Source organism: Anaerococcus nagyae, from assembly GCF_017874535.1.
Classification (GTDB): domain Bacteria; phylum Bacillota; class Clostridia; order Tissierellales; family Peptoniphilaceae; genus Anaerococcus; species Anaerococcus nagyae.
This window is the reverse complement of the sequence record NZ_JAGGLS010000007.1, coordinates 54,428-80,919: the sequence shown is the minus strand read 5'-3', so window position 1 is coordinate 80,919 and position 26,492 is coordinate 54,428. Positions and strand designations below refer to the sequence as shown.

24 protein-coding genes are annotated in these 26,492 nt (G+C 30.4%); 14 read left to right on the top strand and 10 right to left on the bottom strand.

Annotation, left to right across the window (positions count from 1 at the left end; all coding sequences use genetic code 11):
- Positions 1–9 precede the first annotated feature (9 nt).
- Together J2Z39_RS06570 and J2Z39_RS06565 are read right to left on the bottom strand one after the other, a co-directional pair.
- Positions 10–1,590 (bottom strand): mannitol dehydrogenase family protein, encoded by a 1,581-nt coding sequence (locus J2Z39_RS06570; protein WP_209814402.1) that lies wholly within the window; start codon positions 1,588–1,590, stop codon positions 10–12.
- Between the two features lie 251 nt (positions 1,591–1,841).
- Positions 1,842–2,843 (bottom strand): LacI family DNA-binding transcriptional regulator, encoded by a 1,002-nt coding sequence (locus tag J2Z39_RS06565; protein WP_209814400.1) that lies wholly within the window; start codon positions 2,841–2,843, stop codon positions 1,842–1,844.
- Positions 2,844–3,226: 383 nt separating this feature from the next.
- Here J2Z39_RS06565 and J2Z39_RS06560 point away from each other — a divergent pair, with 383 nt between their 5' ends.
- The 8 genes from J2Z39_RS06560 (at position 3,227) to J2Z39_RS06525 (ending at position 12,930) form a co-directional block, all read left to right on the top strand.
- Positions 3,227–4,567, top strand: a complete 1,341-nt coding sequence (locus J2Z39_RS06560) for an MATE family efflux transporter (protein WP_209814398.1) — start codon at positions 3,227–3,229, stop codon at positions 4,565–4,567.
- 338 nt (positions 4,568–4,905) lie between these two features.
- On the top strand, positions 4,906–6,144 hold the full coding sequence (locus tag J2Z39_RS06555; RefSeq protein ID WP_209814396.1) for an ABC transporter ATP-binding protein: 1,239 nt from the start codon (positions 4,906–4,908) through the stop codon (positions 6,142–6,144).
- Positions 6,053–7,096, top strand: a complete 1,044-nt coding sequence (locus J2Z39_RS06550; protein ID WP_209814394.1) for an ABC transporter permease — start codon at positions 6,053–6,055, stop codon at positions 7,094–7,096. Before J2Z39_RS06555 ends, J2Z39_RS06550 begins: the two co-directional genes overlap by 92 nt.
- Positions 7,097–7,107: 11 nt before the next feature.
- Positions 7,108–8,886, top strand: coding sequence for an extracellular solute-binding protein (locus tag J2Z39_RS06545; protein ID WP_209814392.1), 1,779 nt, complete (start codon positions 7,108–7,110; stop codon positions 8,884–8,886).
- Between the two features lie 301 nt (positions 8,887–9,187).
- Positions 9,188–10,093: a carbohydrate ABC transporter permease gene (locus J2Z39_RS06540; RefSeq protein WP_117522255.1), complete on the top strand. Its 906-nt coding sequence runs from the start codon at positions 9,188–9,190 to the stop codon at positions 10,091–10,093.
- 3 nt (positions 10,094–10,096) lie between these two features.
- Positions 10,097–10,975 (top strand): metallophosphoesterase family protein, encoded by an 879-nt coding sequence (locus J2Z39_RS06535; RefSeq protein ID WP_209814390.1) that lies wholly within the window; start codon positions 10,097–10,099, stop codon positions 10,973–10,975.
- Positions 10,962–12,302 carry an MATE family efflux transporter gene (locus J2Z39_RS06530; protein WP_117522253.1) on the top strand — a complete coding sequence of 447 codons (1,341 nt, stop codon included), beginning with the start codon at positions 10,962–10,964 and terminating at the stop codon, positions 12,300–12,302. The genes J2Z39_RS06535 and J2Z39_RS06530 overlap by 14 nt, the downstream gene beginning before the upstream one ends.
- Positions 12,286–12,930 (top strand): YesL family protein, encoded by a 645-nt coding sequence (locus J2Z39_RS06525; protein WP_209814388.1) that lies wholly within the window; start codon positions 12,286–12,288, stop codon positions 12,928–12,930. The genes J2Z39_RS06530 and J2Z39_RS06525 overlap by 17 nt, the downstream gene beginning before the upstream one ends.
- 495 nt (positions 12,931–13,425) lie before the next feature.
- On the opposite strand, the gene J2Z39_RS06520 is transcribed toward J2Z39_RS06525, so the two are convergent.
- Genes J2Z39_RS06520 through amaP form a run of 3 tightly spaced genes read right to left on the bottom strand, consistent with a single transcriptional unit; the run spans position 13,426 to position 14,895 of the window.
- On the bottom strand, positions 13,426–13,983 hold the full coding sequence (locus J2Z39_RS06520) for an Asp23/Gls24 family envelope stress response protein (protein WP_209814386.1): 558 nt from the start codon (positions 13,981–13,983) through the stop codon (positions 13,426–13,428).
- Positions 13,984–14,003: 20 nt separating this feature from the next.
- The gene (locus tag J2Z39_RS06515; protein WP_117522250.1) at positions 14,004–14,339 is read right to left on the bottom strand and encodes a DUF2273 domain-containing protein; all 336 of its coding nucleotides are present in this window, start codon (positions 14,337–14,339) and stop codon (positions 14,004–14,006) included.
- A gap of 10 nt (positions 14,340–14,349) precedes the next feature.
- The gene (gene amaP, locus J2Z39_RS06510) at positions 14,350–14,895 is read right to left on the bottom strand and encodes an alkaline shock response membrane anchor protein AmaP (RefSeq protein WP_181965156.1); all 546 of its coding nucleotides are present in this window, start codon (positions 14,893–14,895) and stop codon (positions 14,350–14,352) included.
- Between the two features lie 286 nt (positions 14,896–15,181).
- Between amaP and J2Z39_RS06505 the strand changes: the two genes are divergently transcribed.
- Both J2Z39_RS06505 and J2Z39_RS06500 read left to right on the top strand, forming a co-directional pair.
- Positions 15,182–16,594, top strand: coding sequence for an aspartate ammonia-lyase (locus J2Z39_RS06505; RefSeq protein ID WP_209814384.1), 1,413 nt, complete (start codon positions 15,182–15,184; stop codon positions 16,592–16,594).
- A gap of 9 nt (positions 16,595–16,603) precedes the next feature.
- Positions 16,604–17,965 carry a class II fumarate hydratase gene (locus J2Z39_RS06500; protein WP_117522188.1) on the top strand — a complete coding sequence of 454 codons (1,362 nt, stop codon included), beginning with the start codon at positions 16,604–16,606 and terminating at the stop codon, positions 17,963–17,965.
- Between the two features lie 913 nt (positions 17,966–18,878).
- Here J2Z39_RS06500 and J2Z39_RS06495 read toward each other — a convergent pair.
- From J2Z39_RS06495 to J2Z39_RS06485, 3 genes are read right to left on the bottom strand one after another with little or no spacing between them, the layout of a single operon-like run.
- On the bottom strand, positions 18,879–19,541 hold the full coding sequence (locus J2Z39_RS06495) for an HAD family hydrolase (RefSeq protein WP_117522187.1): 663 nt from the start codon (positions 19,539–19,541) through the stop codon (positions 18,879–18,881).
- On the bottom strand, positions 19,541–20,524 hold the full coding sequence (locus J2Z39_RS06490; protein WP_209814382.1) for a CehA/McbA family metallohydrolase: 984 nt from the start codon (positions 20,522–20,524) through the stop codon (positions 19,541–19,543). Before J2Z39_RS06490 ends, J2Z39_RS06495 begins: the two co-directional genes overlap by 1 nt.
- Positions 20,517–20,969 (bottom strand): hypothetical protein, encoded by a 453-nt coding sequence (locus J2Z39_RS06485; protein ID WP_209814380.1) that lies wholly within the window; start codon positions 20,967–20,969, stop codon positions 20,517–20,519. The genes J2Z39_RS06490 and J2Z39_RS06485 overlap by 8 nt, the downstream gene beginning before the upstream one ends.
- A 126-nt stretch (positions 20,970–21,095) precedes the next feature.
- On the opposite strand from J2Z39_RS06485, the gene J2Z39_RS06480 reads away from it, so the two are divergent.
- Genes J2Z39_RS06480 through J2Z39_RS06465 form a run of 4 tightly spaced genes read left to right on the top strand, consistent with a single transcriptional unit; the run spans position 21,096 to position 24,039 of the window.
- On the top strand, positions 21,096–21,641 hold the full coding sequence (locus J2Z39_RS06480; RefSeq protein ID WP_117522184.1) for a chromate transporter: 546 nt from the start codon (positions 21,096–21,098) through the stop codon (positions 21,639–21,641).
- Entirely contained in the window at positions 21,634–22,194 is a 561-nt protein-coding gene (locus tag J2Z39_RS06475) for a chromate transporter (RefSeq protein WP_209814378.1), read from the top strand. Before J2Z39_RS06480 ends, J2Z39_RS06475 begins: the two co-directional genes overlap by 8 nt.
- Before the next feature lie 10 nt (positions 22,195–22,204).
- On the top strand, positions 22,205–23,119 hold the full coding sequence (locus J2Z39_RS06470; RefSeq protein WP_209814376.1) for a ribokinase: 915 nt from the start codon (positions 22,205–22,207) through the stop codon (positions 23,117–23,119).
- A complete protein-coding gene (locus J2Z39_RS06465; RefSeq protein WP_209814374.1) occupies positions 23,119–24,039 on the top strand; it encodes a nucleoside hydrolase in 921 nt (306 codons plus the stop codon). The genes J2Z39_RS06470 and J2Z39_RS06465 overlap by 1 nt, the downstream gene beginning before the upstream one ends.
- Positions 24,040–24,396: 357 nt before the next feature.
- On the opposite strand, the gene J2Z39_RS06460 is transcribed toward J2Z39_RS06465, so the two are convergent.
- Together J2Z39_RS06460 and J2Z39_RS06455 are read right to left on the bottom strand one after the other, a co-directional pair.
- The gene (locus J2Z39_RS06460) at positions 24,397–24,687 is read right to left on the bottom strand and encodes a hypothetical protein (protein ID WP_209814372.1); all 291 of its coding nucleotides are present in this window, start codon (positions 24,685–24,687) and stop codon (positions 24,397–24,399) included.
- Positions 24,688–25,537: 850 nt separating this feature from the next.
- Positions 25,538–26,491: a bile acid:sodium symporter family protein gene (locus J2Z39_RS06455; RefSeq protein ID WP_209814370.1), complete on the bottom strand. Its 954-nt coding sequence runs from the start codon at positions 26,489–26,491 to the stop codon at positions 25,538–25,540.
- Position 26,492 lies beyond the last annotated feature (1 nt).

The following is a 26,492-nucleotide window of genomic DNA, read 5'->3' as shown; positions in this document are numbered from 1 at the left end:
TTTTTAATCTTACAGATATTTTTCTAAAGTTTTACGAACAGCTCCAGGTCCTGCTATTAGCTCTCTAAAGTATTTAATAACTTTATCATCTAGTCCAGCATCTGCTAAGTTTACACCAAATATTTTTTCGTTTGATAATAGTCTTTGGATAGCTTTGATATCTTCTAACTCTTCTCCTAATTTTATATTAGCAAAAATTTCTCTTAATTCATCCCTTAGTGGATCAGGAGAAAGTTCAAAGTCATTTCCCTTATCGTCAACTCCTAGTAAATATCTTAGCCAGCCTGCTATTGCAAGAGGAATATATGTGAGAGTTGCTGAATCTAGTTTGTCATTTTCCATATATCTTTTTATAGTTTCACCGAATCTTACTGATATTTTTTGACTTGTATCAGTTGCAATTCTTTGAGGAGTATCAGGCATGTTTGGGTTTGGAAACCTTATATTAATTACTTCATCTATAAATTCTTTTGGACTTATAATTTTTGGATCGATAACCACTGGCAATCCTTCATCATAGCCGATTTTTTTGATAAAGTCTACGAGTTCCTTGTCTTTCATTTCTTCTGCAATAGACTCATATCCAAGTATACAACCATAAGTTGCAAGAGCTGTGTGAAGTGGGTTAAGACAGGTTGTAACTTTCATAGTTTCAACTTGATTTACAGTATATCTATCTGTCATATACACACTAGCTTCTTCGAAAGGAGGACGACCATTTTTGAAACTATCTTCTATTACTAGATATTCTGCCTCCTCACTATTCACGAATGGCGCAATGTAGGTATTTTTTTCTGTAATAACTGTATCCATATTACTAAATCCAAGATCTTCTACGTATTTAGCTACTATGCCAGCAGGTCTTGGTGTGATTTTATCTATCATAGAAAGTGGGAAAGATATATCGTTTTTAAGATATTCTAGGAAATTATCTTCGACTTTGCCATTTTCATTCCACTTTTCAGCAATCATCATGACAGACTTTTTAACTAAATCACCGTTATGGCTAGCATTATCTAAGCTTAATAGGGTAAGAGGAGACTTGCTATCTTTATATCTTTGGTATAAAAGGTTTGTAACTATACTCATGAGATGTCTAGCATCTTCTGGGTTAGAATCTAGATCGTTTTTTACTATATCAATAAGTTCTCCAGTAGAAGTGTATAAGTTGTAGCCTTTTTCTGTGATTGTAAAGCTCATTAGTTCTAAGTTTTTGTTAAGTGCGATCTCTTTTATTCTATCTTTATCAGCAAGAGTAAGAGCTTCGGCAAGATTTGATATTAAATTTGTATCAAAGTCCCCATCTTTATGAAGGGTTACTGATAATGCTAGGTTATCAAAAGGTTTATAAATTTTTTCTACGATTTCTGGATCAAAAGTTTCTACAACAGAGATTCCTCTATCAAATTTGCCTGAGTTAATCATATCTTGACCAACACGAGCTATAAAGCCTCGAAATATGTTACCAGATCCAAATGCAAGCCATTTTGGATCTTTTATAGAATCTTTTCTTAGTTTTTTAACATCATAATTAATTTTATGATCAACTTTTTCTTTTATTTGATCTATATTTGTAAGTTTAAGTTCCATTATTATTCCTTTCTATAATTTTATTAAGCAAAGTATGGGAGTAGCTTTAATACTAAATTCATTTACTTTTGAAACATAATACTGACATATATTCTACTGAAATTCTTAACCCTATATGTAACCGCTTACAATTGTAATAAAAAAATAAATTAATTTCAGAGATTGAATTTTTTATTGCTTATCCCATATTTTAAAAATAAAGTTTTTAAAATAATGGGATAAGTAATATAGAATTATTTAACTAATATTTATCAAGTTGTTTCTTTAATAATTAGTTTTGCTTCTATCATATTGCTATTTTTTTCAAGTTCTTTATTATCAATCAAATCTATAAGACTTTTGGTTGCTATATCTGCCTGTAACGCTACATTTTGATCTATTGATGTAATTTTTTTACTAGCATAATTGGTAGCATCAATATTATCAAAACCTATAATACCAATATCATGAGGAATATTTACTCCTTGATTAATCAAATACTTAAAGGCTGGAATTGCTAGAAAGTCTAGTTCAAAGCAAATTGAATCTATTTTCGAGTTAACTTTTAAAAATTCATTTAATTTTTTTAAATCTTTTTCTAAATCCTTTATTTTAAATTCAATATAATCAGAACTTTTATAAAGTTCATCAAGTGCTTCTATAAAGCCAGCTTTTTTAGCTATGTAAGACCTCGTAGCATAGTTTTTTTCATAAGAAACAAACATAGGTTGCTTATAGCCTTTTTGATAAAGGTGAGATAAAGCTTTTTTCATAGCATCAATCTCATCTATATAAACATAACTTATATTTTTACTTTTATTAATTGGATTGGAATTTACCATAGCAAAAGGAATCTCGTCTGATAATTTTAGGATTTCATCATAAAAATCATTCTGCTCGTAGGTTGAACCAACACATACTATAGCATCCACTTTATTTTGTCTTAAAAGGTTGAGATAAGCTTTTTTTCTAGTTAAGTCATTAGTACTGTCACCTAGGAGAGTGAGGTATCCATTTGCATTAAGCCTTTGTTCAAGCTCGTAAGCGGATTGTGACTCAAAGTACTTTCTAATGTCAGGAACCATAATTCCAACAAGAGAAGTTTTATTTTTTGCAAGAGATCTTGCAACTCTATTAGGAGTATAGTCATTTTCTTCAATAATATTTAAAATCTTTGCCTTAGCTTTATCACTTACTTTATCAGAATTATTTAGAACTCTTGAAACAGTAGCGATAGAATATCCAGATTTCTGTGCGATATCATAAATATCCATATAATCACCTATTCAATAATTTGTAAGCGCTTACATTACATCTATAGTCTAACGCTTCCATATTTATTTGTCAAGTTTTTTCTTAAAAAGTTATCTTGATCAATTAATAAGAATTCCTATTAGGTTTTTTGTGTATTTTGTAATATATTTATTATATTCTCTAATCCAATTTTAGGATCATTTTTAATTTCTTCGATTGTAATAGAAACATTAATCTTTCTAAGATTAAGGCAATCTCTAATGAAGCATTTTTTAAGTTACTACCCAACTTGTAAAGTTTTCCATAAATCATTCTTTTTTTGTATTTTATAGCTAAATCATAACTTATATAAATTCTGTGAAATTTTACAAAATGATTGTAAAATATTAAAAAAGGAGGGCTTATGGATCGAAATGTAAACTTGACTAAGGGTGATATCACTTCTTCTCTTTTAAAATTATCAATACCACTAGCCTTAACTGCTTTTATCCAGATTACCTACGGTTTTGTAGATATGTTTTTTATAGGACGCTTAGGTTCTAATGCCCTTGCAGGTGTTGGACTTGCAGGATTTTTGATATGGATTGCAAATTCTATTACTATGATACCCAAAGTTGGTATGGGGGTTTTTGCTTCACAAGCTTTTGGAAGAGAGAACAAGAAAGAAACAGTTAGAGTTCTAAACAATGGTTATATTTTAACTATTATACTAGCCATTATATATACTTTAATACTACTTATTTTTAGAAATTTATATGTTGGGTTTTTTAAATTATCAGATGTTGCTAGCCAAGATGCTAAAGATTATATATTCATATTAGCTTTAGGTATAACATTTTTCTTTATAAATCCAGTTCTTTCTCAAAGTTTTCAATCTTTAGGAAACTCTTTAACACCTTTTAAGATCAATTCAATTGGTCTTATAGCAAATATTATCCTAGATCCAATTTTGATTTTTGGATGGGGTCCTATACCTAGACTTGAGGTTAAAGGTGCAGCCATAGCTACGGTACTGGCTCAAATTATTGTTAGTGTAATATTTGTAGTCAGAATTATTAGAAAGAATGAACTTCTAAAGAATTCCATAAGTTCTTGGGATCTTAGAGTAGAATGGATGAGTCAAATATTTAAGCTAGGGCTTCCATCTGCCTTGATGAATGCTTATATGGCTTTTGTTAGTATGATGCTAAATAAGTTTATGGCAGGATTTGGGGAAGCAGCGGTGGCTGCCTACTCTGCAGGTAGTCAGCTTGAATCTATAACGTGGAATACTACAGAAGGTCTGCAAATAGGTATAGCTGCAATGGTTGGGCAGAATTATGGTGCCAAATTTCTTGATAGGGTACATGAAGTTATCAAAAAGTCCTTTAAGATAGTATTTTTTATAGGTGCTATATCCATGCTAGTTTTATTTATCTTTAGATATCAGCTGATAAGAATATTTGTCCCAAGCGATCCAGAGACAATAAAGCTTGGAGCCTTATATCTTGCTATTTTATCTGTTTCTCAAATATTTATGGCAGTAGAAATTGGACTTACAGGAGCTTTTAATGGTATGGGAGATACCAAGACTCCAGCAAGGATAGCTATAATATTAAATACTATGAGAATCCCATTCTCTTTAGTGTTTATGCCGATATTTGGAGTGGCAGGAGTGTGGATTGCTATGACATTAACTTCTGTGTTTAAGGGAATATTTAATATGATATTAATGAAAAAGAGAGTGAGAAAAGAACTTTTATAATAAGTTGATATTATTAAAAAATAGCTGAGTACTTTAAGTTACTTAGCTATTTTTTTGTGGAGATTTTACTAAAATTTTATCTAAACTTTACATATATATAAATTTTGTAAATAATATACAAAGTATTTTTACAAAATTTATAAAAAAACTTCAAATACATTGATAATCAAAGACTTATATATTTTACAATTGTATAATATCTAGTTTACAATTATCATCTAATATCTAATAATGAATGCGATTTTTTGACAAGCTTATTTAAATTATGGAAATAAGAAACTAATATTTATTTTGAAATTAATTAAGCATTCAAAAATTTTTAGTTATAAGGAGACTAGATGAGTAACATTAAACTCGAGAACATCTATAAGGATTATATTGAAGGAGAGCACGTAGTTCGTGATTTTAATCTTGATATAAAGGATGGTGAGTTTATAGTACTGGTTGGTCCTAGCGGTTGTGGAAAATCTACAACACTTAGGATGATTGCTGGCCTGGAAGATATTACATCTGGTAAATTATATTTTGAAGAAAAGCTAATGAATGATGTCCATCCTAAGGATCGTGATATAGCTATGGTTTTTCAAAACTACGCTCTATATCCACATATGTCTGTGGCAGAAAATATGGGTTTTGGTTTAAGAATGCAAAATATGAGCCAAGATGAGATTAATCAAAGGGTAGATAAAACTGCTAGTATTATTGGGCTTACCGAATATCTTGATAGACTTCCAAAAGAACTATCAGGAGGGCAAAGGCAAAGAGTAGCTTTAGGTCGTGCTATATCAAGAAATCCTAAGGTATTTTTAATGGATGAACCACTAAGCAATTTAGATGCTAAACTTAGAGTCCAAACTAGATCTGAAATATCAAATATTTCTAAGGAATTTGGTAATACTACTATTTATGTAACTCATGATCAGGTTGAGGCTATGACCATGGCTGATAGAATTGTTTTGATGCGTGATGGTATTATACAACAAGTTTCAACACCTAAGGATATATACTTATATCCTAATAATGTTTTTGTGGCAGGCTTTATGGGATCACCTGCTATGAATTTCATTCCTGTGAAAGTAACAGAGAAGGGATTAGAGACTAAGACAAGCCTACTAAAGATAAGTGATGTTATGCTAAATGGTCTTGCTTTAAGGGGTTATATGGGCAAGGAGATTATTTTTGGTATAAGGCCTGAGAATCTGTATCTTTCTAAGGATGTTGGTGAAAATGATAGATATGTTAAATTTGATACCAAAGTAAGACTTGCAGAAATGCTAGGATCAGAAACATTGATTCATTTCTTAATCGATAATATTAATATCATTGCAAAAGTAAATACTCTTGATGATTTTGATAGAAATCAAGATATTACCCTTGCTTATGATTTAGATTTTGTAAATTTATTCGATAGGCAAACTACAGAAAGAATTACCTTAGATAGCAAAAAAGATTATAAGCATTTTATAGGAAAGGAGGAAAGAGATAGTGGAAAACACCAATCCGACTATGAAAAATCACGTAGATCAAACTCAAATAATAGCTCAGTCGAGCATTATAAGTCAGCTAAGCTCAGCTAGTTTTGGTCAAGAAGCTTATGATCCTAACTTTAAGCCTATAAAAAAGACGTTTTTTCAAAAAATAGCAAAGTATAAGACTTTTTACTTAATGCTTTTACCAGCTTTAGTGTTTTTTATATTATTTTCTTACTGGCCAATGACAGGAAATATCTTAGCCTTTAGAAAATTTAGTTTTAGTTCTGGTATGTATGGCAAAGGCTGGGTAGGTCTTCAATATTTTAGAGAGTTTTTTGCTGATAGGCAAACGCCAACATATATCAAAAATACTCTTATAATATCAGCAATTAAGCTATTTATTTATTTACCTTTCCCAATAATACTTGCTCTAATCTTTAACGAAATTTCAAATACTAAGCATAGATCTGCTTTCCAATCAATAACTTATCTACCATATTTCATATCCTGGGTAGTTGTAATTGGTATGTTAAATAAACTTTTTGCACCAAATACTGGTCTTATTAATGTAATGCTTAAAGGTATTGGAGTAAGTGATGGATCTAAGTTCTATCTTATGGATAATAAATTTTTCTATCCTGCAGTATTTGGAACATATCTATGGAAAAATGTCGGTTGGGATTCGATAATATATTATGCAGCAATAATGGGTATATCACCTTCATTGTATGAGGCGGCAGCTATTGATGGAGCAAATAGATTAAAGCAAACAAGGCATGTAACTCTTCCTGGTATATCAAGAACAATTATGATACTATTTATAATTTCTCTTGGGGGCATACTTTCAGCAGGTTTTGACCAAGTATATTTAATGCAAAATCCAGGAAACTATAAGGTATCAGAGATAATTGATACATATATAGTAAAGACAGGACTAGAAAAAGCAAGATATGGCCCAGCAACAGCAGTTGGTCTTATCCAAGGACTTGTAGGATTGTTACTGACAGTGATTGTAAACAAAATCGCAGATAAATTTGGCGAAAATTCTTTATGGTAAAAGGAGACATAATGAATATTAAAAAAACTTTTAGCAAGGCTATCATTATGGCAATGAGTCTTGTAGCGTTGACAGCTTGTGGAAATTCCAAAGATTCAAATACAGCTACTGATAAAAATCAGACTACACAAACAGAAACTACAAATGAAGATAAAAATGACAAAGAAGCTGGTAAAAGCAAAGAAAGTACAGATGATAATACTGATAAGCCAGATACTTGGATAGCAGATAGAGAAATAAAACTTCTAGTATTTGAATCAGCAGGAGATGCTGGAGAGGATACTATCAGCCCAGAAATAGCTCAATATATCAAAGATAGAACTGGCATTACTTTAACTATAGAATCTGTATCAAATGAAGACTCTTATGAGGCTCTTGCAGCTGGGCTTTCTTCAGGAGATTTACCAGATGCAGTAGCATTTTATTTAGATAATTCAGGCAGACCAGAGTTTCCTCTACTTCTAAAAGCAAGTAATGAAGGAATGTTTGCTGATATATCTGAAGAACTTAAAAATTCTAAAGTCTATGGAAAATATTTTGAAGATGGATATTTACCAAAAGATACGAAAGATAATATCATGATGAGAGATGATCAAGATGGAGCAACATATCTAGTTCATATGTCCATTAATAGAAAAGAAGCTGATCCAGGTCGTAAGACAATCGGTGGTATGTATATGAGAAAAGATATAGCAGAAGATCTTGGTGTAAAGACAGATGATATAAAAACTACAGAAGATATGCAAAAGCTTCTTGAAAAAATTAAAAAGGGAGATTACAAGGATAAAAATGGTAACCCTGTAGTGCCACTTGGACCAACATCTTGGGGTGGATCTGATAGACCTTGGCCATATAGAGACATGGTTTGGGAAGGTGAAGGTGCCCAAAAATTCTTAAAAGATGGGGATAAAGTAAAACACGAATGCATGACAGATTATGCAGAAAAAAGAGTAGCTAAAGTTCGTAAGTGGATTGATGAAGGTCTTATGGATCCAGAGTACTATACCATGGAAGAAACACGTGCCCAAGAGGGGATCCAAAATGGATCATTTGCTATAGTAGCTGACTCTCATAATTATAGACCAGAGATTGCAAATGGTGAATGGATTCCACTAGGAGATCTTAAAAGAGCAGATGGTTCAGATAATATGGTAATGGCATATAAGTCAGGTTATACAGGTTGGGCAATTCCATCAACTACAAAAAATCCAGAAGAAGTTGTAAAATTTGCTGATTGGATGGCTTCTAAAGAAGGTAAATTACTATATTTCTATGGACTAGAAGGTAAACACTACGATATGGTAGATGGCAAACCAGTTCCTAAAAAAGAATTAGTTAAAGAAGCAGAAGAGAACCCAGATGAGGCTATCAAAGAAGGCTTTAGAGGAGTAAGAGCATTCTGGGGTGAGCACTTTGCTTATACAGATATGGATAACTATGAAGACTTTGGTGAAGAATCCTGGGGAGATAGCGTAAGAGATGAAGGCGGCAATGAAGCTCAAAAAATCATTGAAGAATACAATTATGATGAAAAATATAAAAACAAAGAAGTTATAGATGGTCTTTATCCAAGAGCTTATTTATTTGAATTTGAGGGAGAAGATGGCAATTTATCTCAAGCTCTTGATGATTGGAATGATGCGTTATTAAAAGCTTATTATGCAAAAAGTGATGAAGAAGCAAAAGCACTACTAGACCAAGCTCGTACTGGCCTAGAAGAAGCAGGAATAGATGATTTCTGTAAATTCCTAGAAGATAAAGAAAAAGACGGAGATACAATATTCTATTAATTATAAATTTGTATTTAGATTAATTAGAATATAAAAATATAGGTATACTAGACCAGTGGATAGGGCGTAGGTGTAGCGGAGACCCCTATTTCCCTTTCCATGAACACCCATATACCCATTTCACCCCCTCCGCCTCGGTAGGGCCAATGAGTAGTAGAATTTCAATTCACGAATTCTATTTTATTAAATAAGTGATATTAAATTTTGAATTTTTTTAAAATTTAATATTGCTAGATAATCAATAAAATTTATATAGTATTCTCCGGAGATTTCCGGAGAATTGTTTTTATAAGGGAGGATTATGAAAAGTACAACAAAACCAATGCAATCTAGCAAATGGTCACAAATCATATTTTATATCGTATTGATACTTATGTCCCTTGCAATTATTTTGCCATTTTTACACATATTAGCCTTAGCTTTTAACTCTGGTAAGGATGCTGCTACAGGTGGGATTACATTTTTCCCAAGAAAGCCTACAACTGAAAATTTTCATGAAGTATTCAAACAAAAAAATCTAGTAAATGGTTTTTTTATATCAGTATTTAGGACAGTTATTGGTACTGTTGCAGGAGTATTTTTGATGAGTATGGCAGCTTGGGCTCTTACAATTCCTGATTTACCAGGCAGAAGTAAAATTACATTTTTTATATTTTTTACTATGTTATTTAGTGGGGGAACCATTCCTTATTATTTGGTGCTTAGCCAGCTTAATCTAACCAATACTATATGGGTTTATGTTATTCCATCTTTATATAGCGTGACTAATATTTTACTTTTAAGGTCTGCTTTTCAGCAAGTACCTATGAGTTTGGTAGAGGCGGCAAGAATCGATGGTATGAAAGAATTTAGGATATTTACTGATATGGTTTTGCCAATGAGTAAGCCAACCCTTGCAACTGTTACACTTTTTACAGCTGTAGGACATTGGAATGACTGGTTTGCTGGAAGCTTTTATGTTAGAAATCAAAAGCTAAAACCACTGGCAACATTACTTCAAGATATGCTTACCCGTCAACAAGGTTTAGCAGATGTGCTTGCTAAAAACTCGGGGGCAGCCTATCAACAACTTGATAAGGTACAAATAACAGGGGATTCGCTTCAAATGGCTACTATTATAGTTGTAATATTACCTATAGTAATTATGTATCCATTTATACAAAAATATTTTGTTCAAGGTATAACTATAGGATCTGTTAAGGAGTAGGCAATGGAATTTAAAAATAATACATTTAAAATAGTGCAATTTACCGACACTCACTTTGGAAATTTACCTCATCATGAGGACGATTTAAGAACTTTTGATCTCATTGATGAAATTCTAGAATTAGAGAAGCCTGATTTAATAGTGCATACAGGTGATATTATGTGGTCTGATGGAGTTAAAGATTCTGATAAGGTATTTACCATTGCTATGGAGCATTTTGATAAACATAATATTCCACTAGCCATAACCTTTGGCAATCACGACTCAGAAGAAGGCATAAGCCGCTCTGAACTTCGTGAAATTTATGAAAATACCATTACTAATAAACCAGTTAAGGAAGACTCCTTTATAATAGATGATAAAGAGTCCTATGTAATTTGCCTAAAAGATAAGGGAGAGGATATTGCAATTCTCTACTTTATAGATTCTGGTGCTGATGATAAATTTGGCTATGGAACATATGAGTGGGATAGTCCAGAGCAGGTGGAATGGTTTAGAAAGACTTCTGCTAGATATAAAAAAGGTGATGGGATAAAAAGAGGCATAGTTTTCCAACACATACCAGTCCCAGAATATTGGCAAAGTATGGGAAATATCATTTCTGGAGTCCAAGAAGAAACAAATGAAGCAATATCAGCTCCTAAAATTAATACTGGATTATTTGCTAATATGTTGCTTAATGGGGAGACTTGGGGAATGATAGTGGGCCATGATCATGAAAATAATTTTGATAGTACACTATTTGGTATCCACTTAGCCTATGCTAATTCATCAGGCTATCAAGCTTATGGAGACGTCACTAAAGGTGCTACTGTTATTGAAATAAGCAAAGATCCATTTGAAATAAAAACTAGAAATATTCAGATTGATGAGAACAAATAAATTATTTACGAGCCAATATAAAGAATTGTTTTTACCTCTTATTGTAGAGCAATTATTTTTAACGCTTATAGGAAATTTCAATGTTTTTCTATTCTCACTCTTTAACGATCAAATGGTAGCAGCAATTGGTATATCCGATCAACTTTTGAATATATTTGCTATGATTACAAACATAGTTGTACTTGGAGCAAGCATATTAATTATTCAAAATGCCGACAAGTCACGAATAGAGTATGTGAAATCAATCCTAAAGGAATCTGTAATATTAAATCTTATCATAGCATTATTAATAGTATTAAGTGTATTTTTATTTAACAAAAATTTACTGCAATTAATGCAAACACCTAAAGAACTATTGGATGAAACTTCTATATACATTAGAGTAGTCTCGTTAAGCATAGTCTTCTTAGCAATGACTTCGTTGATGCTTGCGAGTTTACGTGCTTTTGGCTATGTAAAAAATGCGGTGAGTGTTTCTGTCTTAAATACCGTACTTGTAATAATAGGAAATAGTCTAATAGTTATTCTAAATCTGGGAGGTATATCTTATATAGCAGTTGCAACGCTTTTGGCAAGACTTTTGGGAATGATAATAACTTTTCTTACATTAAAAAAGAATATTCCAGAATTATTTATAATAGATAAACCCTTTAAGAAGCTTCCTTTAAAAAAGGAAATATTATCACTAGGAATACCTTCTGCTATGGAACAAATCTCTTATAACTTTAGTCAGACCATTATAACAGCAATTATAGCATCCTTGGGAACAATAGCGGTAAGCTCAAAAATCTATACTCAAACTATAACTTCTTTTATATTTTCAATAGGAGTTGCTGCAGGAGTTTCTGGTAACCTTATTATTGGAAATCTTTATAGAGAAAAAAACTTTGAAAAGATCGAAGATTTTGGGATTATGAATACAAATAAGATTAGTTTAATAGCAGCGGGAATTAACTTGATATTAGCTTTGTTTGGGAATTATATAGTAAAGATTTTTACAACTAATCCAGATATTATGGAAATAGTTAGAAACTTGCTGTTTTTTCAAATATTATTAGACCCGATGAGAGTTTCCAATGAAATACTGGTTAATAGTTTAAATGTATTAAAAGATGTAAAATATCCTGTTATGGTAGGAATTATTACAACTTACGCTTTAGTAATTCCTTTGTCGTATCTTGCGGTAAATAAGCTTGGTATGGGTCTTCAATCAGTATGGATAGTTTTTATAATTGATGAAAGCCTTAGAAGATTACTATTTACAAAAAGGTTTAAGTCTGGAAAGTGGATAAAATTGAATGAGGTGGAAGATGGACAGAAAATTTAAAAATTTAGCACATATAGTATTTGAAAAAATATATTATTATCTGATAATGTCTTTGATGTATGTAGTATCAATAATAGCAGGCTTAGTTTTTTTAACTTTTGGAGGGTCTCACGTACTTTTATATAAGCTAAATGATAAGCTAAGTCATGAAAGATATAAGGAAAAGATAAAAGTTTTTAAATTTTTCAAAGAAAATTTTATTTCTTTTACAAAGAAATATATAAAAGTTAGTATATTATATGTAAGCTTAATTTTAATCTTAGCTGTTGATATATTTTATTTTTCAACAAGTATAAGACCTATATTTACAGCTTTATTTTATCTTATACTAATTCTAAGTTTTATAATTATAAATGCTATAGAACTAAGCTTTTTACTAATGGCAAAATATTCAGAAATGACATTTAGGGATGTTGCTCAAAATTCTATATCTTTAATTATAGTAAACATAGTAGATGTCTTATTTTTAGACGCAATAGTTGCATTAGTAGCAATTGTTATTTATAAAATATCTGACATTTTGCTTATTATACTATTTCCAGGAATTTTTATAGAGTTAAGCTATTATGTATTTAATAAGATGCTAGATAAAAAATCTATAAGCTATTTATTGTTTAATATAAAGTAAACTAAAGTTTCATATAGTTTTAGGAAATGGACAGTTACAAATTAATAAAAATCTATCCTTTCTTTAGTAGAAAGTTTTATATGTAGTCCATCGTCTAATAGATACGATTTTTGGAATGAAGTTTAAATGATTTTTGAAGGATTTATTTCTTTATAGCCTAATTTTAAGATTATCTTATCAGATTTTTGAGAAATATATGAGTATAAATATTGTGGATGTAATAAAAAGTTAATATAGATGTTCTATTAATTAGTATAAACAAAAATAGGAGTGATTTCTATTTTTATAATGCTGTAATATAAATCTTATGAATTTATTTTTAAAAGAAGCTATAGATATGACTTGATTCTACTAATCTTAATATTTTAATAATAAAACCCCCAGTGGTAGAATTTTATACCACTGGGGATAATTTAGTTTATTATAGAACTCTATTTACCAAACATATTCTTATGTCTAATAGTTATTATAGATCGTAAAAGACTTACTAATATCCTATCTTAATGAACTTTCTTGTTCGTAATTAGAGTCTTCATTTCTTGTATTTCTTCTTTTGATTTCATATTCTTTTTTAGTCATTACATCATCAACACGAACATTAACTTCAACAACTTTTAATCCAGTCATTTGTCCAACAGATTGAGCTATATTTCTTTTTAATTCTTCAAATACTTTTGGAGCTGAATAACCATATTCAAGAATAATTGAAGCGTCTATAGCAGCTTCTTTTTCTCCAACATCAGCAGAAATTCCTTTTGTTAGAGAACGTCCACCAAATTGTTCAGAAATTCCAGAGAAGAATCCACCTTTCATATCTAGCACTCCAGGAACTTCTTGACAAGCTATTGAAGCTATTTTTTCAATAACAGAATCTTCGAAAGTAAGTTTTGATTCATGAGCTTGTTCTCTATCATCTCTGAAATTATCTTGGAAGTTATTTATAGCATCTTCCCTACGTTGCTCTCTTTCAATTCTTTCTTCTTGTTTTTCCTTTTTTTCTTGCTCTTTTTTGTTTACGCCTGCAATTTCATTGTATTTTTCTTGATTTGCCATAATAATATCTCCTTTTTTACTTAATATTTATCAAAAAATTTTTCTAGTTTAAATATAGTTTCCGGATCGCCATCTTTATACTTACCATAAATTTTGCCAATATTGTATAAGATTATAATTAAGAGAGTTCTAAAAAAACCTATTGTTAAAAATAGTATTGAAACTATAAGTCCAAGTAATGCATATTTGAACTCATTCCAATGAGAGCTTTCAAAATTTCTAAATTTACTTTTAAAAAGTGAATCTTCTTTATCTTTCTTTTTTTCAACTACAACTATTTTTTCATTATCATTTTTTTCTTTAGAGTTCTCATAATTATTTTGATAATCCGAAAATTTTTCATAATTATTATTCATATGAACCCTCTTAGACTACTCTCTTATTAGAATCTTTTTTAATATCGTAGAATTCGATATCTACCTTATTCACAGGATAACCAGTGAAAGTTTCTAAACTTTGTGCAATATCTTCTTTAATTATTTGTCCTAATGAATTTAAGTTTTCACCTTCATAAACACCACATTTAACCTTAGTATTTATTTCGTTAGACTTTCCATTTTTGACCTTGACAATAGCATCTGAGCTTCTAATCTCTGGATATTTTCTTACAGTAGTGAGTACATTATCTAGAATTGCTTTTGAAGTAATAAGCATTTCACCAGAATTATTTTTATCAATTATATAATTATTAATTGTAGGAAGAGCAAGAGCTCTAATAAAAACATATAAAGCTAATAATGCTCCCAAAATTGCAACTACAGTTAAGAAATAGAAAAACCATCTTTGCTTATTGTAGTTATCTAGTGTTGCACTGACTTTGCCATAATCAAATATCAAGAAATATGAACAAAATATAGCAAGTAATGTGGCGATAGCAAAAATAACATTAATCCATTTTCGCCATCTTTTCAACTTAACCCCTCCTTTCAAGAATGTTAATATTAGACTTATCTCTATATAAAATATATCCACAAAATCATAATTTAATCATAAAAAAGAAAATTTTTAAAATTTATATGGATACAAAAATTAATCGTTCTTAAGTAAACTAAAAAAATATTACTTGATTTGTTTATTCTCTAAAAGCTCCTTATTTTAAAGCTTACTTCTAAGTTTAGAGTATAAAAAACAAGAAACCTTTTCCTGGGCTATTGTAATTAATTCTTATATAACTATAATGGAATTAGGAGGTAAGCTCATGCAAGATTATAGAAGAGAACATGATTCTTTAGGAGAAGTAGAAGTAGATCGCAATGCTTTTTATGGAGCTAACGCTCTAAGAGCTCGTGAGAATTTTAATATTACAGGGAGAACTTGTGATGATAAGTTAATTGATGCTATCCTTGAAGTGAAAAAAGCCTGTGCAATTGAAAATGAAAAGATAGGTCTTTTGACCAATGCTCAAAAAGAAGCAATTATTTCTGCTTGTAATTTACTTTTAGGAGGTTCTTATAGAGAAAACTTTATAGTTGATCCTATCCAAGGAGGAGCTGGAACTAGTTTTAATATGAATGCCAATGAAGTTATTGCCAATATGGCTAATCAGTCCTTAGGTGGGAATTTAGGAGTTTATGATAAAGTTCATCCAAATGATCATGTGAACAAAGGACAATCTACTAATGATGTCATACCAACTAGTGGTAAGATTGCTCTTATTAGATATTTTAAAGAACTATATGATGAAAACATTAAACTTATAAATGCCATAGAAGATAAGGCAGATGAGTTTAAGGAAGTTTATAAAATGGGAAGAACTCAGCTACAAGATGCTATTCCTATAAGTCTAGGTCAAGAATTTGCAGCTTATGCAAGAGTACTTAAAAGAGATAATGAAAGATTTAAAAAAGCTATACATAGTCTATCATTTGTAAACTTAGGTGGAACTGCTATAGGTACAGGACTAAATGCTGATAAAACTTACGTAGAAGAGATCGTACCGGTCCTAGCTGAAGTAACAGGCCTTAATCTTAAACAAAATGAAGACTTAATAGACGGTACTCAAAATTTAGATGGATTTACTTACTCATCTAGCATATTAAAAACTTATGCATCAAATCTATCAAAGATTGCAAATGATTTAAGACTTATGAGTTCTGGTCCCCAAGTTGGTATAGCAGATATAAAGTTGCCAGCTCGCCAAGCAGGATCATCTATAATGCCAGGTAAGGTAAATCCTGTTATACCAGAAGTTGTAAATCAAGTTGCTTTTGGCGTAATAGGTAATGACTTAACAGTAACCATGGCTGTTGAAGCAGGACAATTAGAATTAAATGCTTTTGAGCCAATTATATTTTATAAGCTTTTTGAATCTTTAAAGACTTTAAAAGGAGCTATTTATACATTAAGGGTAAATTGTATAGAAAATATTACAGCAAATGAGAAGTATTTAAGCGATCAAGTGGAAAAAAGCGTAGGCTTAGTAACAGCATTAGCTCCTCATATAGGTTATGAAAAAGCATCTGTAATTGCTCATAAAGCTCTAGAAACAGGTGAAAGCGTTAGAGATTTGGTATTATTTGAAGGCTTGATAGATGCCAATGAATTAGATGAAATCTTAGATTTCAAAAAGATGATTCAACCTGGAATTCTTGATGAAGATAAGTTATTATAAGAGGAAAATATGAAAAAAAGAATCGAAGAAGACACTATAGGTAAAATTGAAGTTGCTGAAGATGCCCTTTGGGGAGCACAAACCCAAAGATCTTTTGAAAACTTCCCACAAGGGGTAGAAACAATGCCCCTTTCTCTATTAAAAGCAATAGTATATATAAAAAAAGCTTGTGCTGAAATAAATTTCTCTGAGGACAGACTTAGTGAAGAAAAGCGTGACTTGATAGTTTATGCAGCTAATCAAATTATTTTTGGCCATTATGATGACCAATTTCCGCTTACTATCTGGCAAACTGGTTCTGGGACTCAGACTAACATGAATGTGAATGAAGTAATAGCTCATATTGCAAATAAAAAGAATGGAAAAAGTATCATACATCCAAATGATGATGTAAATATGAGTCAATCATCAAATGATGTTTTTCCAACAGCTATGCATATATCAAGCTTCTTAAATCTAAAAGAAAATCTATACAAAGAAATAGAAGCGACTATCGAAATATTAGAAAAATTAGAAAAAGAAAACGAGACTATAAAAACAGGAAGAACTCACTTACAAGATGCAACGCCTCTAAAACTTTCCCAGGAAATTTCAGGATGGAAAGTAATGGTTAAAAGAGATTACGAAACAATAAAAGTAGTAAGTGAGAATCTAAAAAGGCTGGCTATAGGCGGGACTGCGGTAGGAACAGGAATAAATGCAAGTAGTGATTTTGGTAAAAAGGTAGCAAAAGAGCTTTCAAAACAATTAGATTGTGAATTTGAAAGTGATAATAATAAGTTCTATGAGTTAGCAAGTAAATCAGCTTTAGTAAATAGTCATGGTAGCCTAAAGGCCTTAGCAAGCGATCTATATAAGATTGCTAATGACATAAGATTTTTATCCTCTGGTCCTAGATGTGGTATAGGTGAACTTATAATACCTGCCAATGAACCAGGATCATCCATAATGCCAGGTAAGGTAAATCCTACTCAAGTTGAGTCAATGACAATGGTAACAATCCAAGTTATGGCAAATGATTTTGCTATAACTATGGCTAATAGTCAAGGGCAACTTCAATTAAATGCCTACATGCCATTAATAATTTATAATATGGATCAATCTATAAACTTACTTGCTAAGTCCTTAAAATGTTTTAGAGAAAATCTACTAGTAGGACTTAAAGCTAATAAATTAAAGATAAAAGAGAATTTAGATAACTCTTTAATGCTTGTGACAAGTTTATCTCCGTATATAGGTTATGATAAGGCAAGTAAGATTGCAAAATATGCTTATGATAATAACTTAACTTTAAGAGAAGCTAATAAAGATTTGGGATATCTATCTGATGAAGATTTTGACAAATATGTAAGAGCAGAAGACATGGTATAGGAGTTTTATGGATAAAAAAATAAGATAACTGTTTTTCAGAAAGTATACAAAGTCGATTTTATAATTTATTAATAATTTAAATTAAGCTACAACCCATCTTGATTAGATGAATATACCTTGATTTGTTACATTCATCTCTAAAACTAGTGCGAAAGCATAGAAAAGTTTGCCTAGCAAACGAGTTTTAGTGTGAGTGAAAAAACGAGTGCATGGAGAGATCTTATGAGATTTCTCCGCTCACTACGTTCGATTGAAATAGGTAAATTTATATTTTGTCAAAAGTCTGCAAGATAACTATCTTTTATTATTTATCAATTTTTATAACGATAACAAATTTTTCACTATAATAGAGAGTGATTTAATAAATAAAAATGAAAAAGTATTGAGATAAGAAAATATAAGAGATAACAAGCTAAGTACACAAAAAGATGCAAATTACAATAGAATATACATATATAATGTAGGTAAGAATAATCACTATATGCTAATCTATACAAAATCTAAAATATTTAGATTATATTATTTTTATAGTAAGTTTATGGTAAGTGAAGAGAAAATCAATATCATAGCAAGTAATTCATCCTATAACAATATCGTTAATTAAAATTTAAGGAAAGTACTAGAAAGTCAATATAAAAACTGAAATAAATAAAGATACAAGGAACAATATTATATAATATTGTTCCTTGTTGGAATAGCTAGCTATATTTCATATAAGAATAGTGAAAAATAAAGGAGCTGTTGCAAAACTATGAATAATTATCATCACATCATTAGAAGGTTATCTTAAGAAATTTTTTACATGCTTGCAGACTCATGAAAACAAAATTTTCATAGAGGTTCTTCTAATGATTTTGGGACGCTTTATTCATTCTGTAACAGCTACTGAACTTTTATATTTATAGTAATTTTTTTATTCGTTTAACAAATTATCTTTATCAATAAGAGCTATAGTATCCATAGTAAGATCAGCTATATTTTTTATATCATCCCATTCATTCTCATTATAAGGAAAATCCTTCACCCCGCAGCTATGTATTCCCATATTCTTAGCTACTTTTATAGCATATAAAGCATCATCATATAGGATGATATCAGATGCATCTACCCCAAATTTGTCTATAGCATATTGCCAATATTTTGGATCTGACTTTTTATAATTTGTCAAATCAGGTGTAGTATAAAAACTAAAGTAATCAGCTATGCCTAGCCTTTCAAAAGCAAGTTTTAAATATATAGAGTCAGTTGAAGAAGCTATAGCCATCTGATAACCTGCCTTATGTAATTCTTCTAAGGATTTAATAGCTCCATCTTTTGGCATTAGAGAGTTCCTATAACCATCTTCTATAATTTCATTAAAATAGTCTCTAACTTCATCTTTAGTCATATCTTTGGCAAGATTTTCAGCTATAAAAGCGCACATTCCATCTAGTGGAAGAGCCTCAATCTTACCTTTTTCTTCAGCAGGAAGACTACTTAAACTAAAGTCATATTTCTCAAAAATTTTATTGATTGGATCTATCCAAATATGCATAGAATCAAGTATAGTTCCGTCACAATCAAAAAGTAATTTCATTATTTCTCCTTTATAAATATAGGGGAAGTTATGATTAGTCTTTGATTATCCATATCTTTCATATCCCCCAAGACTTCAAATCTTATATACCCTAAATCAAAATTATTTATTTCAAAGTCTATATTGCTATCATAGTTTATGTCTTTTTCTAAGATTAATTTTTCGTTATTATAAACTACAAATTTATGAGGAACTATTTTAAGCTCATCTTTATTTTTAAAGGTTGAATCAGTGATTCTAACAGAAGCTTTGATTTCCTTAGAATATACTTTATCTCCAAGTTCAATATTATCTAAATTCAAATGAAGAATTGGTCCATAGCTTATATAAGTATGGAGTCTTTTAATAGCCTTTAAAGTATTTTCTTCGCTAATATTACCATCTATACCAATCATGCTAATAGCTACGCTTTCTTTTGGATTGGATGGATTGTGCCAATCGCGTCCTGCTAGTGCTGCTAACTTATAACCATCCTTTAAAAGTTTAGTCCAACTATCATAAGCCTTTAAAGTGGACTTGTTAGCATGAGCATCTTCGCTATTTACGAGCTCTATATAATTAAATTTAGAATAATTATCTACTAGATATTCAAAGTGACAGCCGGTGCATAGAGGATTTCCTATATCAAAAGGATGAGCCATACCAATAACGATATTTGAATCATTACTTTTAATATTATCAATACATTCTTCTATATTATCTAGTTTTGCTTTAGTATAGTTTCCAGCATCTTTACTCCCTAAGATAAGCATATGTCCATAGAATGTAGTCCATTCTATACCATGAAATGCTGGAAGGATTTCCTTATCAAGATTATTTTCATAAATTTCATCAAGGCCAGAATTTGTATTATGATCTGTTAGAAATATCCCCTTATAACCAAAATCACGAGCGTTTTGTAAAAGCTCTTTTGGTGAAAATCCGCCATCAGAGTGGTAGGTGTGGGAGTGAAGTTCTATAGGGTAGTATGTTAGTTTACTCATCTAGGGCCTCCAGTGAAAATTTACAGTTTACCTTACTATTGCAAGAGTGCATGCTTAATACAAATTCATAAGCTCCTGCTTTAATATCAGTTTTTTTATAACCTAGGCTGGATTTTTTAGGACTGATGATTATTTCTTGTTCGTTATTTTTATTGTGGTAAGCCCCTATAAAGTTTCCTTCATAGAATAAAGAAGTGGTAATAAAATTTTCTATTTGACTTTTTAAAGTATCTTCTCTTTCTTTTTTACTAAACTCACCTTTCGGCATGTATTTATCTATGCATTCTTTTAGTATTTCTATACGTTCATTTTCAGGGACACGGGTTGGACTATAGGTCATATTAATTCTTATTTTTTGATAGTTTTTATCCAGAGTAAAAGGATATCTTTTATGGGTGAGAGTATCCTTTCTATCAAGCTTTAAATCTTCATTTATTATTATCATTTGCTATCCTTTATATTTGTTTATGAATAATTATAAAAATCAAATATTAAAGCTATATTATTTTTATGTAAAATATTATTAAAGTATAAAGCTTATGCTATACTAGAGGTAGAAAAGGAGTTTGTTTTGAATATTTTACTTGATTTATATTTAACATTTGCTAAGATCGGTTTGTTTACTTTTGGTGGGGGCTATGCTATGCTTCCATTATTGGAAAGAGAGGTTGTAGATAACAAAAAATGGGTATCTCGTGATGATATCTTAGATTACTATGCTATTGGCCAATCTACTCCGGGTATTATTGCTGTAAATACAGCTACATTTTGTGGATATTCTCAAGCTGATGACTTAGGTGGGATTGTTGCTTCTCTGGGGTTTATAACTCCTTCTATAATAATTATTTTAATAATTGCAAACTTTTTGGAGAAGTTTGCAGATATAGTTTGGATTCAACATGCTTTTGCTGGTATTAGGGTTGGTGTAAGTGCTCTTGTTTTTTATTCTGTATTAAAGATGGTAAAGTCTAACGCCAATACAGGACTTAAATTTGCTATATTTTTATTAACCTTTATAGCGATTGCATTTTTATCCATATCACCAGTAATTGTCGTTATAAGTGTTGGAATTTTTGGAATTTTATTGGGAAAGGGAGGTCATAATAAAGATGCTTAGCTTGATTTGGGAATTTTTCAAAACTGGACTTTTTGCATTAGGTGGAGGTATGGCTACTATTCCCTTTTTGCAAGACATGTCTAGAAATTATGGTTGGTTTACTGAATCCGATCTATTGGACATGATAGCAGTTTCAGAGTCAACGCCTGGAGCAATTGGAATAAATATTGCAACCTTCGCTGGATTTAAGTCTTTTGGTATAGCTGGAGCAATACTTGCAACTATATCACTTATTACTGCGCCAATTATAATTGTACTTATAATATCTAGAATGATGGCAAAGTTTAAAAATTCAAAGATAGTTGCTGACATGTTTTATACCATAAGACCATCGACTGCAGGCTTGATACTCGGGGCCATGAGTTCTGTCATGGTATATACACTATTTAATGTAGATTTATTTAAAAGTACTGGAAATATATTAGACTTTTTTAGAATAATACCAGTAGCTTTATTTGCTATATTTTTATTTATATTGATAAAATTTAAAAAAGTACACCCGCTTATAATTATAGGTGTAAGTGCAGTTTTGGGTGTAATTTTTGCCTTATAGGAGATTAGTTATGAAAGAACCAGTAAAAATTTTAAATTTTGGATCTCTAAATATTGATAAAATTTATAATTTAGATCATATAGTAAATGAGGGAGAAACGGTTGCTACAATTTCTTATAAAGAAAGTCTGGGTGGCAAGGGTCTTAATCAAACAATTGCTTTAAAAAGAGCAGGAGTAGATGTATATCACGCTGGTTTTGTAGGAGAAGTAGATGGAGAAATTCTCTTGGACTACCTAAGAGATAATAAAATCAGGTCCTTGGTAAAAAAGACTTCTGGAAATTCTGGTCATGCTATTATACAAGTTGATAAAAATGCTAACAATTCTATAATTGTAGAAGCAGGAGCTAATAAAAAGATTGGAAAAGCATATGTAGATGAAGTTTTAGAAAAATTTTCTCAAGGAGATTTCCTTCTTTTGCAAAATGAAATCAGTAGCTTGCAATACATAGTAGATCAAGCATGTAAAAAAGAAATGAGGGTATTTTTTAATCCATCACCAATTGATGATAATATAAAATTTATAGACCTAAATAAGATAGATACTATCATAATAAATCAAAGTGAAGGTCGTAGTTTGAGTGGTTTTGTAGAAACTTTTGAAATATTAAATTATTTTAAAGAAAATTTTCCAGAACTTAAAGTAGTATTAACTTTAGGGAGATTAGGAGGTATATATTCTTATAAAAATGAGGAAATCAGATTTAAAAGCCATAAGGTCAAGGTTTTAGATACAACAGCAGCAGGTGATACTTTTTTAGGATATTACTTAGCTAGTGTTGCTAGTGGATTAGATATAGAAGAAAGTCTTAATCTAGCAAGTCTAGCAGCAGGCCTAGCTTGTACTATAGAAGGCGCAGCCCCTTCTATACCCTCTTATAGAGAACTAGAAGTATATATGAAAGAAAATAAAGTGGAGATATAATGAAAAAAGTAAATACGATTTTTGATACAGATCCAGGTATAGATGATGCCTTTGCTATAAGTTTTTTACATAATAGTAAAGTTTTTGATGTAAAGATGGTATCATCTGTAGCGGGAAATGTTGGATTAGAACATACTACAAGAAATTTACGTGGCTTGGTTAAGGCAATGGATTGGGATGTACCAGTTTATAAAGGACTTAGTAAACCTCTTATAGGTGAACAAATATTAGCAGAAAAATTTCATGGAGTAAATGGACTTTTAGGTTATGAATTTAAAGATGACCAATTAGCACCCTTAGAAAAAGAATCTGCAATAGAAGCTATGATAAAGGTTCTAGAAGAAAATGAAAAGACTCTAATAATTACCGTAGGACCTCTTACAAATATAGCTAGCTTGCTTACTATAAGAGAAGATTTAAAAGAAAAAATAAGCGAGATAAATATAATGGGTGGAGCAATAGGCATGGGCAATGTAACTGCAACTAGTGAGTTTAATATATTTGCAGACCCCGAAGCTGCAGATATTGTATTTTCTAGTGGTGTAAAGATTAATATGCTTGGCCTTAATGTAACTACACAAACATCCTATGATATTAATATGCATAAAGAGTTTAAAAAGTCAGAACTTAGAATAAATCAAATATTAGCAGACATTATGGATAGAAGAATAAAAAGAGCAGGAGCTGAGGAAAACTATACAACCCATATGCACGATACTCTAGCAGTAATGTATGCTACAAATCCTGAGATATTTGAAAGTAAGATGCTACATATAGACATTGAGACTAATGGAAAGTACACAAGGGGGATGACTATAGCTGATACAAGACTAAATTCTCTTTGTGAGAAAAATATAAATGTAGTGACTAGTATAGATAAAGATAAATTTAAAAAAATATTTATGGAAAACTTATTATAGAAAATAGCAATTAAGTCCATAATAATGTGTAAATTCATCATTTATGAATATTCAAATGGATTAATAAAAGGCATAACAATTTTATTAAAGTTTTAGTAGAGTAGCTTTTAATATAGACGATTCGTTAACTTTAGGACTGGAATATTTTTTACTAGAAGTCTTATTAACGTAAATTGATTAAAAATATCTTATTTGAGAAATATTTATTAAATTTATGAAAAAAATTCCATGAATAGGAATTCCTATTCATGGAAAAGTATTTGACTAATTATTATTTACCAACATAATTTGATAAAGAAACATTTTAAAATAGAAGAGAGTTCGATATCTTTGGGTGCATAGATTAAATTATTAATATTATTTTGTCATATAAAGAATGAACAAAATAATACCAGCTAATACTATAGTTATACCTACAGATAAGATAACAGATTGCAAGGCTTCTTCATATGTTATTGGTTTAAAGCTATCATTACTTTTTTTATAAAAAATTATAGTCTCAATAGCAGATATTCCCAATAATATCGCAAGAATATACCAAATATTTAAAGAGGCCTGTAGCATATTTATTGCGATAGCAAAACAAATAAATAATATTAAGTTTGAGATATAAAATTGTGATATTGGTATATTTTTTGGCCTTTTCATAATTATTTACCACACTGTTCACTTACCCAAGTCTAGCCTGCACTATTACGCCAGCTACTATAGCGGCTGCAACAGGATCACTTACCATTCCGGCATTTGTCGTGTATAAACTACCTATACTAGTTCCTACTAAACCAACTACATAAGGACACCAAGATGGGGTATCAGCTTTATAAGTACTTATATTTGGAGATAAGTATAAAATTTTATTAAATTCACTGTTATTATTTTACCTATTACATTATTCAAAAGTATTTTTATATTATGATAATACCCATAAGAAATTCTATTAAATATCTAATTCATAAAAAATTGATGGTGTCTGTGTAATTCTATAAAAAGAAAAAGGTTATTTGAAAGCTTAACTAATACAATGTTTTAACGAGCAAACGAAACTAAGAGGAATCGAATGATATAATACACTTTGCAATTGATGGTAAAGTACAAAATATAATTAACGATTCAGCCATACGAATGATTAAAAAGCTATCATCTGATTGAGTTCAAGCTTTATTGATATTAATGAATTGTATGGTAAATATTTTACTAGATATATTTACACAAGATTATGGACGTGGCTAGTGATATTTCATTATTTAGTATAGCCAAAATAATAATATATGTGTATTTTTAAAGGTATAAATAAATATCAACCACATTAATTAAACAATTAAATGAGATGAAGATAATAAAAGAGGCATCTACAAGATAAATAAACAAATCTTATATAAGTAAAGTATATAATAATCTTTAGCTAGTAAGTATGCTATCTAGTTAATGAATATTTAGAGATTATCAAATGAAGATTTGAGTTTGTCTTTGTAGTAGCCTCTATATTATTTTAATATAATTAAATTGTCGCTATAAGTTTTTTCTTAGGCTTGTTTCTCCTAATAGAAGCAAATATAGACCCCGCTATATTATGCCAAATAGAAAATATAGCTCCTGGTAATGTTGCTAGTGGATTTAGAGTAAAATTTACACTTGCAAGTTGTATGGCAAGCCCACTATTTTGCATGCCTACTTCTATTGCAAGGGCGGTTGCCTTATCATAATCCATTTTGGCTAGTTTTGCTACCAGTAGACCACCTAAAAGACCTAGGGCGTTGTGAATTGCTACTATTACTAATACTATAAGTCCTGATTGGGCGATTTTTTCAGAGTTTGCACCTATTATTCCTGCTATTATTAGAATTATAGCAGCTGATGAAATTAATGGAAACATATCTTTTGATTTTTCAACTGTTTGTGGACTAATTTTTTGCACTAGTATACCAGCCAATATAGGTAATAGTATCACCTTTACTACAGATATAAACATAGCAATTATTGAAACATCAACCCATCTTCCAGCTAATAAGTATACCAAGGCAGGTGTTACTATAGGTGCAAGAAGTGTGGAAAGTATAGTCATAGATACTGACATAGATACGTCACCTCCTGCTATGTGGGTGATGACATTGGAAGCTGTACCGCCAGGGCAAGATCCAACTAGAATTATCCCTAAAGCTATATCCTTATTTACATGAAAAGTTATAGCTAAAACCCATGCTAATAAAGGCATGACTGTAAATTGAGCAAGGGAACCTATTATCACTTCTCTAGGATGTTTTAATATTTCTTTGAATGAATATTCATCAATACTTGTTCCCATACCAAACATAGCTATGGCCAAAAATATAGTAGTGTATGAGGTCATCCACGAAAAATATTGGGGTAAAAAATAGGCTATTAATGAGAAAACTATTATTATAAGTCCAATATTTTTGCTTATCTTTTGGGATATATTAGCTAGCTTATTCATA

Coding starts and splice junctions, on each gene's coding strand:
- J2Z39_RS06570 (WP_209814402.1), bottom strand. CDS start 1,590: ATGGAACTTAAACTTACAAATATAGATCAAATAAAAGAAAAAGTTGAT.
- J2Z39_RS06565 (WP_209814400.1), bottom strand. CDS start 2,843: ATGGATATTTATGATATCGCACAGAAATCTGGATATTCTATCGCTACT.
- J2Z39_RS06560 (WP_209814398.1), top strand. CDS start 3,227: ATGGATCGAAATGTAAACTTGACTAAGGGTGATATCACTTCTTCTCTT.
- J2Z39_RS06555 (WP_209814396.1), top strand. CDS start 4,906: ATGAGTAACATTAAACTCGAGAACATCTATAAGGATTATATTGAAGGA.
- J2Z39_RS06545 (WP_209814392.1), top strand. CDS start 7,108: ATGAATATTAAAAAAACTTTTAGCAAGGCTATCATTATGGCAATGAGT.
- J2Z39_RS06540 (WP_117522255.1), top strand. CDS start 9,188: ATGAAAAGTACAACAAAACCAATGCAATCTAGCAAATGGTCACAAATC.
- J2Z39_RS06535 (WP_209814390.1), top strand. CDS start 10,097: ATGGAATTTAAAAATAATACATTTAAAATAGTGCAATTTACCGACACT.
- J2Z39_RS06530 (WP_117522253.1), top strand. CDS start 10,962: ATGAGAACAAATAAATTATTTACGAGCCAATATAAAGAATTGTTTTTA.
- J2Z39_RS06525 (WP_209814388.1), top strand. CDS start 12,286: ATGGACAGAAAATTTAAAAATTTAGCACATATAGTATTTGAAAAAATA.
- J2Z39_RS06520 (WP_209814386.1), bottom strand. CDS start 13,983: ATGGCAAATCAAGAAAAATACAATGAAATTGCAGGCGTAAACAAAAAA.
- J2Z39_RS06515 (WP_117522250.1), bottom strand. CDS start 14,339: ATGAATAATAATTATGAAAAATTTTCGGATTATCAAAATAATTATGAG.
- J2Z39_RS06505 (WP_209814384.1), top strand. CDS start 15,182: ATGCAAGATTATAGAAGAGAACATGATTCTTTAGGAGAAGTAGAAGTA.
- J2Z39_RS06500 (WP_117522188.1), top strand. CDS start 16,604: ATGAAAAAAAGAATCGAAGAAGACACTATAGGTAAAATTGAAGTTGCT.
- J2Z39_RS06495 (WP_117522187.1), bottom strand. CDS start 19,541: ATGAAATTACTTTTTGATTGTGACGGAACTATACTTGATTCTATGCAT.
- J2Z39_RS06490 (WP_209814382.1), bottom strand. CDS start 20,524: ATGAGTAAACTAACATACTACCCTATAGAACTTCACTCCCACACCTAC.
- J2Z39_RS06485 (WP_209814380.1), bottom strand. CDS start 20,969: ATGATAATAATAAATGAAGATTTAAAGCTTGATAGAAAGGATACTCTC.
- J2Z39_RS06475 (WP_209814378.1), top strand. CDS start 21,634: ATGCTTAGCTTGATTTGGGAATTTTTCAAAACTGGACTTTTTGCATTA.
- J2Z39_RS06470 (WP_209814376.1), top strand. CDS start 22,205: ATGAAAGAACCAGTAAAAATTTTAAATTTTGGATCTCTAAATATTGAT.
- J2Z39_RS06465 (WP_209814374.1), top strand. CDS start 23,119: ATGAAAAAAGTAAATACGATTTTTGATACAGATCCAGGTATAGATGAT.
- J2Z39_RS06460 (WP_209814372.1), bottom strand. CDS start 24,687: ATGAAAAGGCCAAAAAATATACCAATATCACAATTTTATATCTCAAAC.
- J2Z39_RS06455 (WP_209814370.1), bottom strand. CDS start 26,491: ATGAATAAGCTAGCTAATATATCCCAAAAGATAAGCAAAAATATTGGA.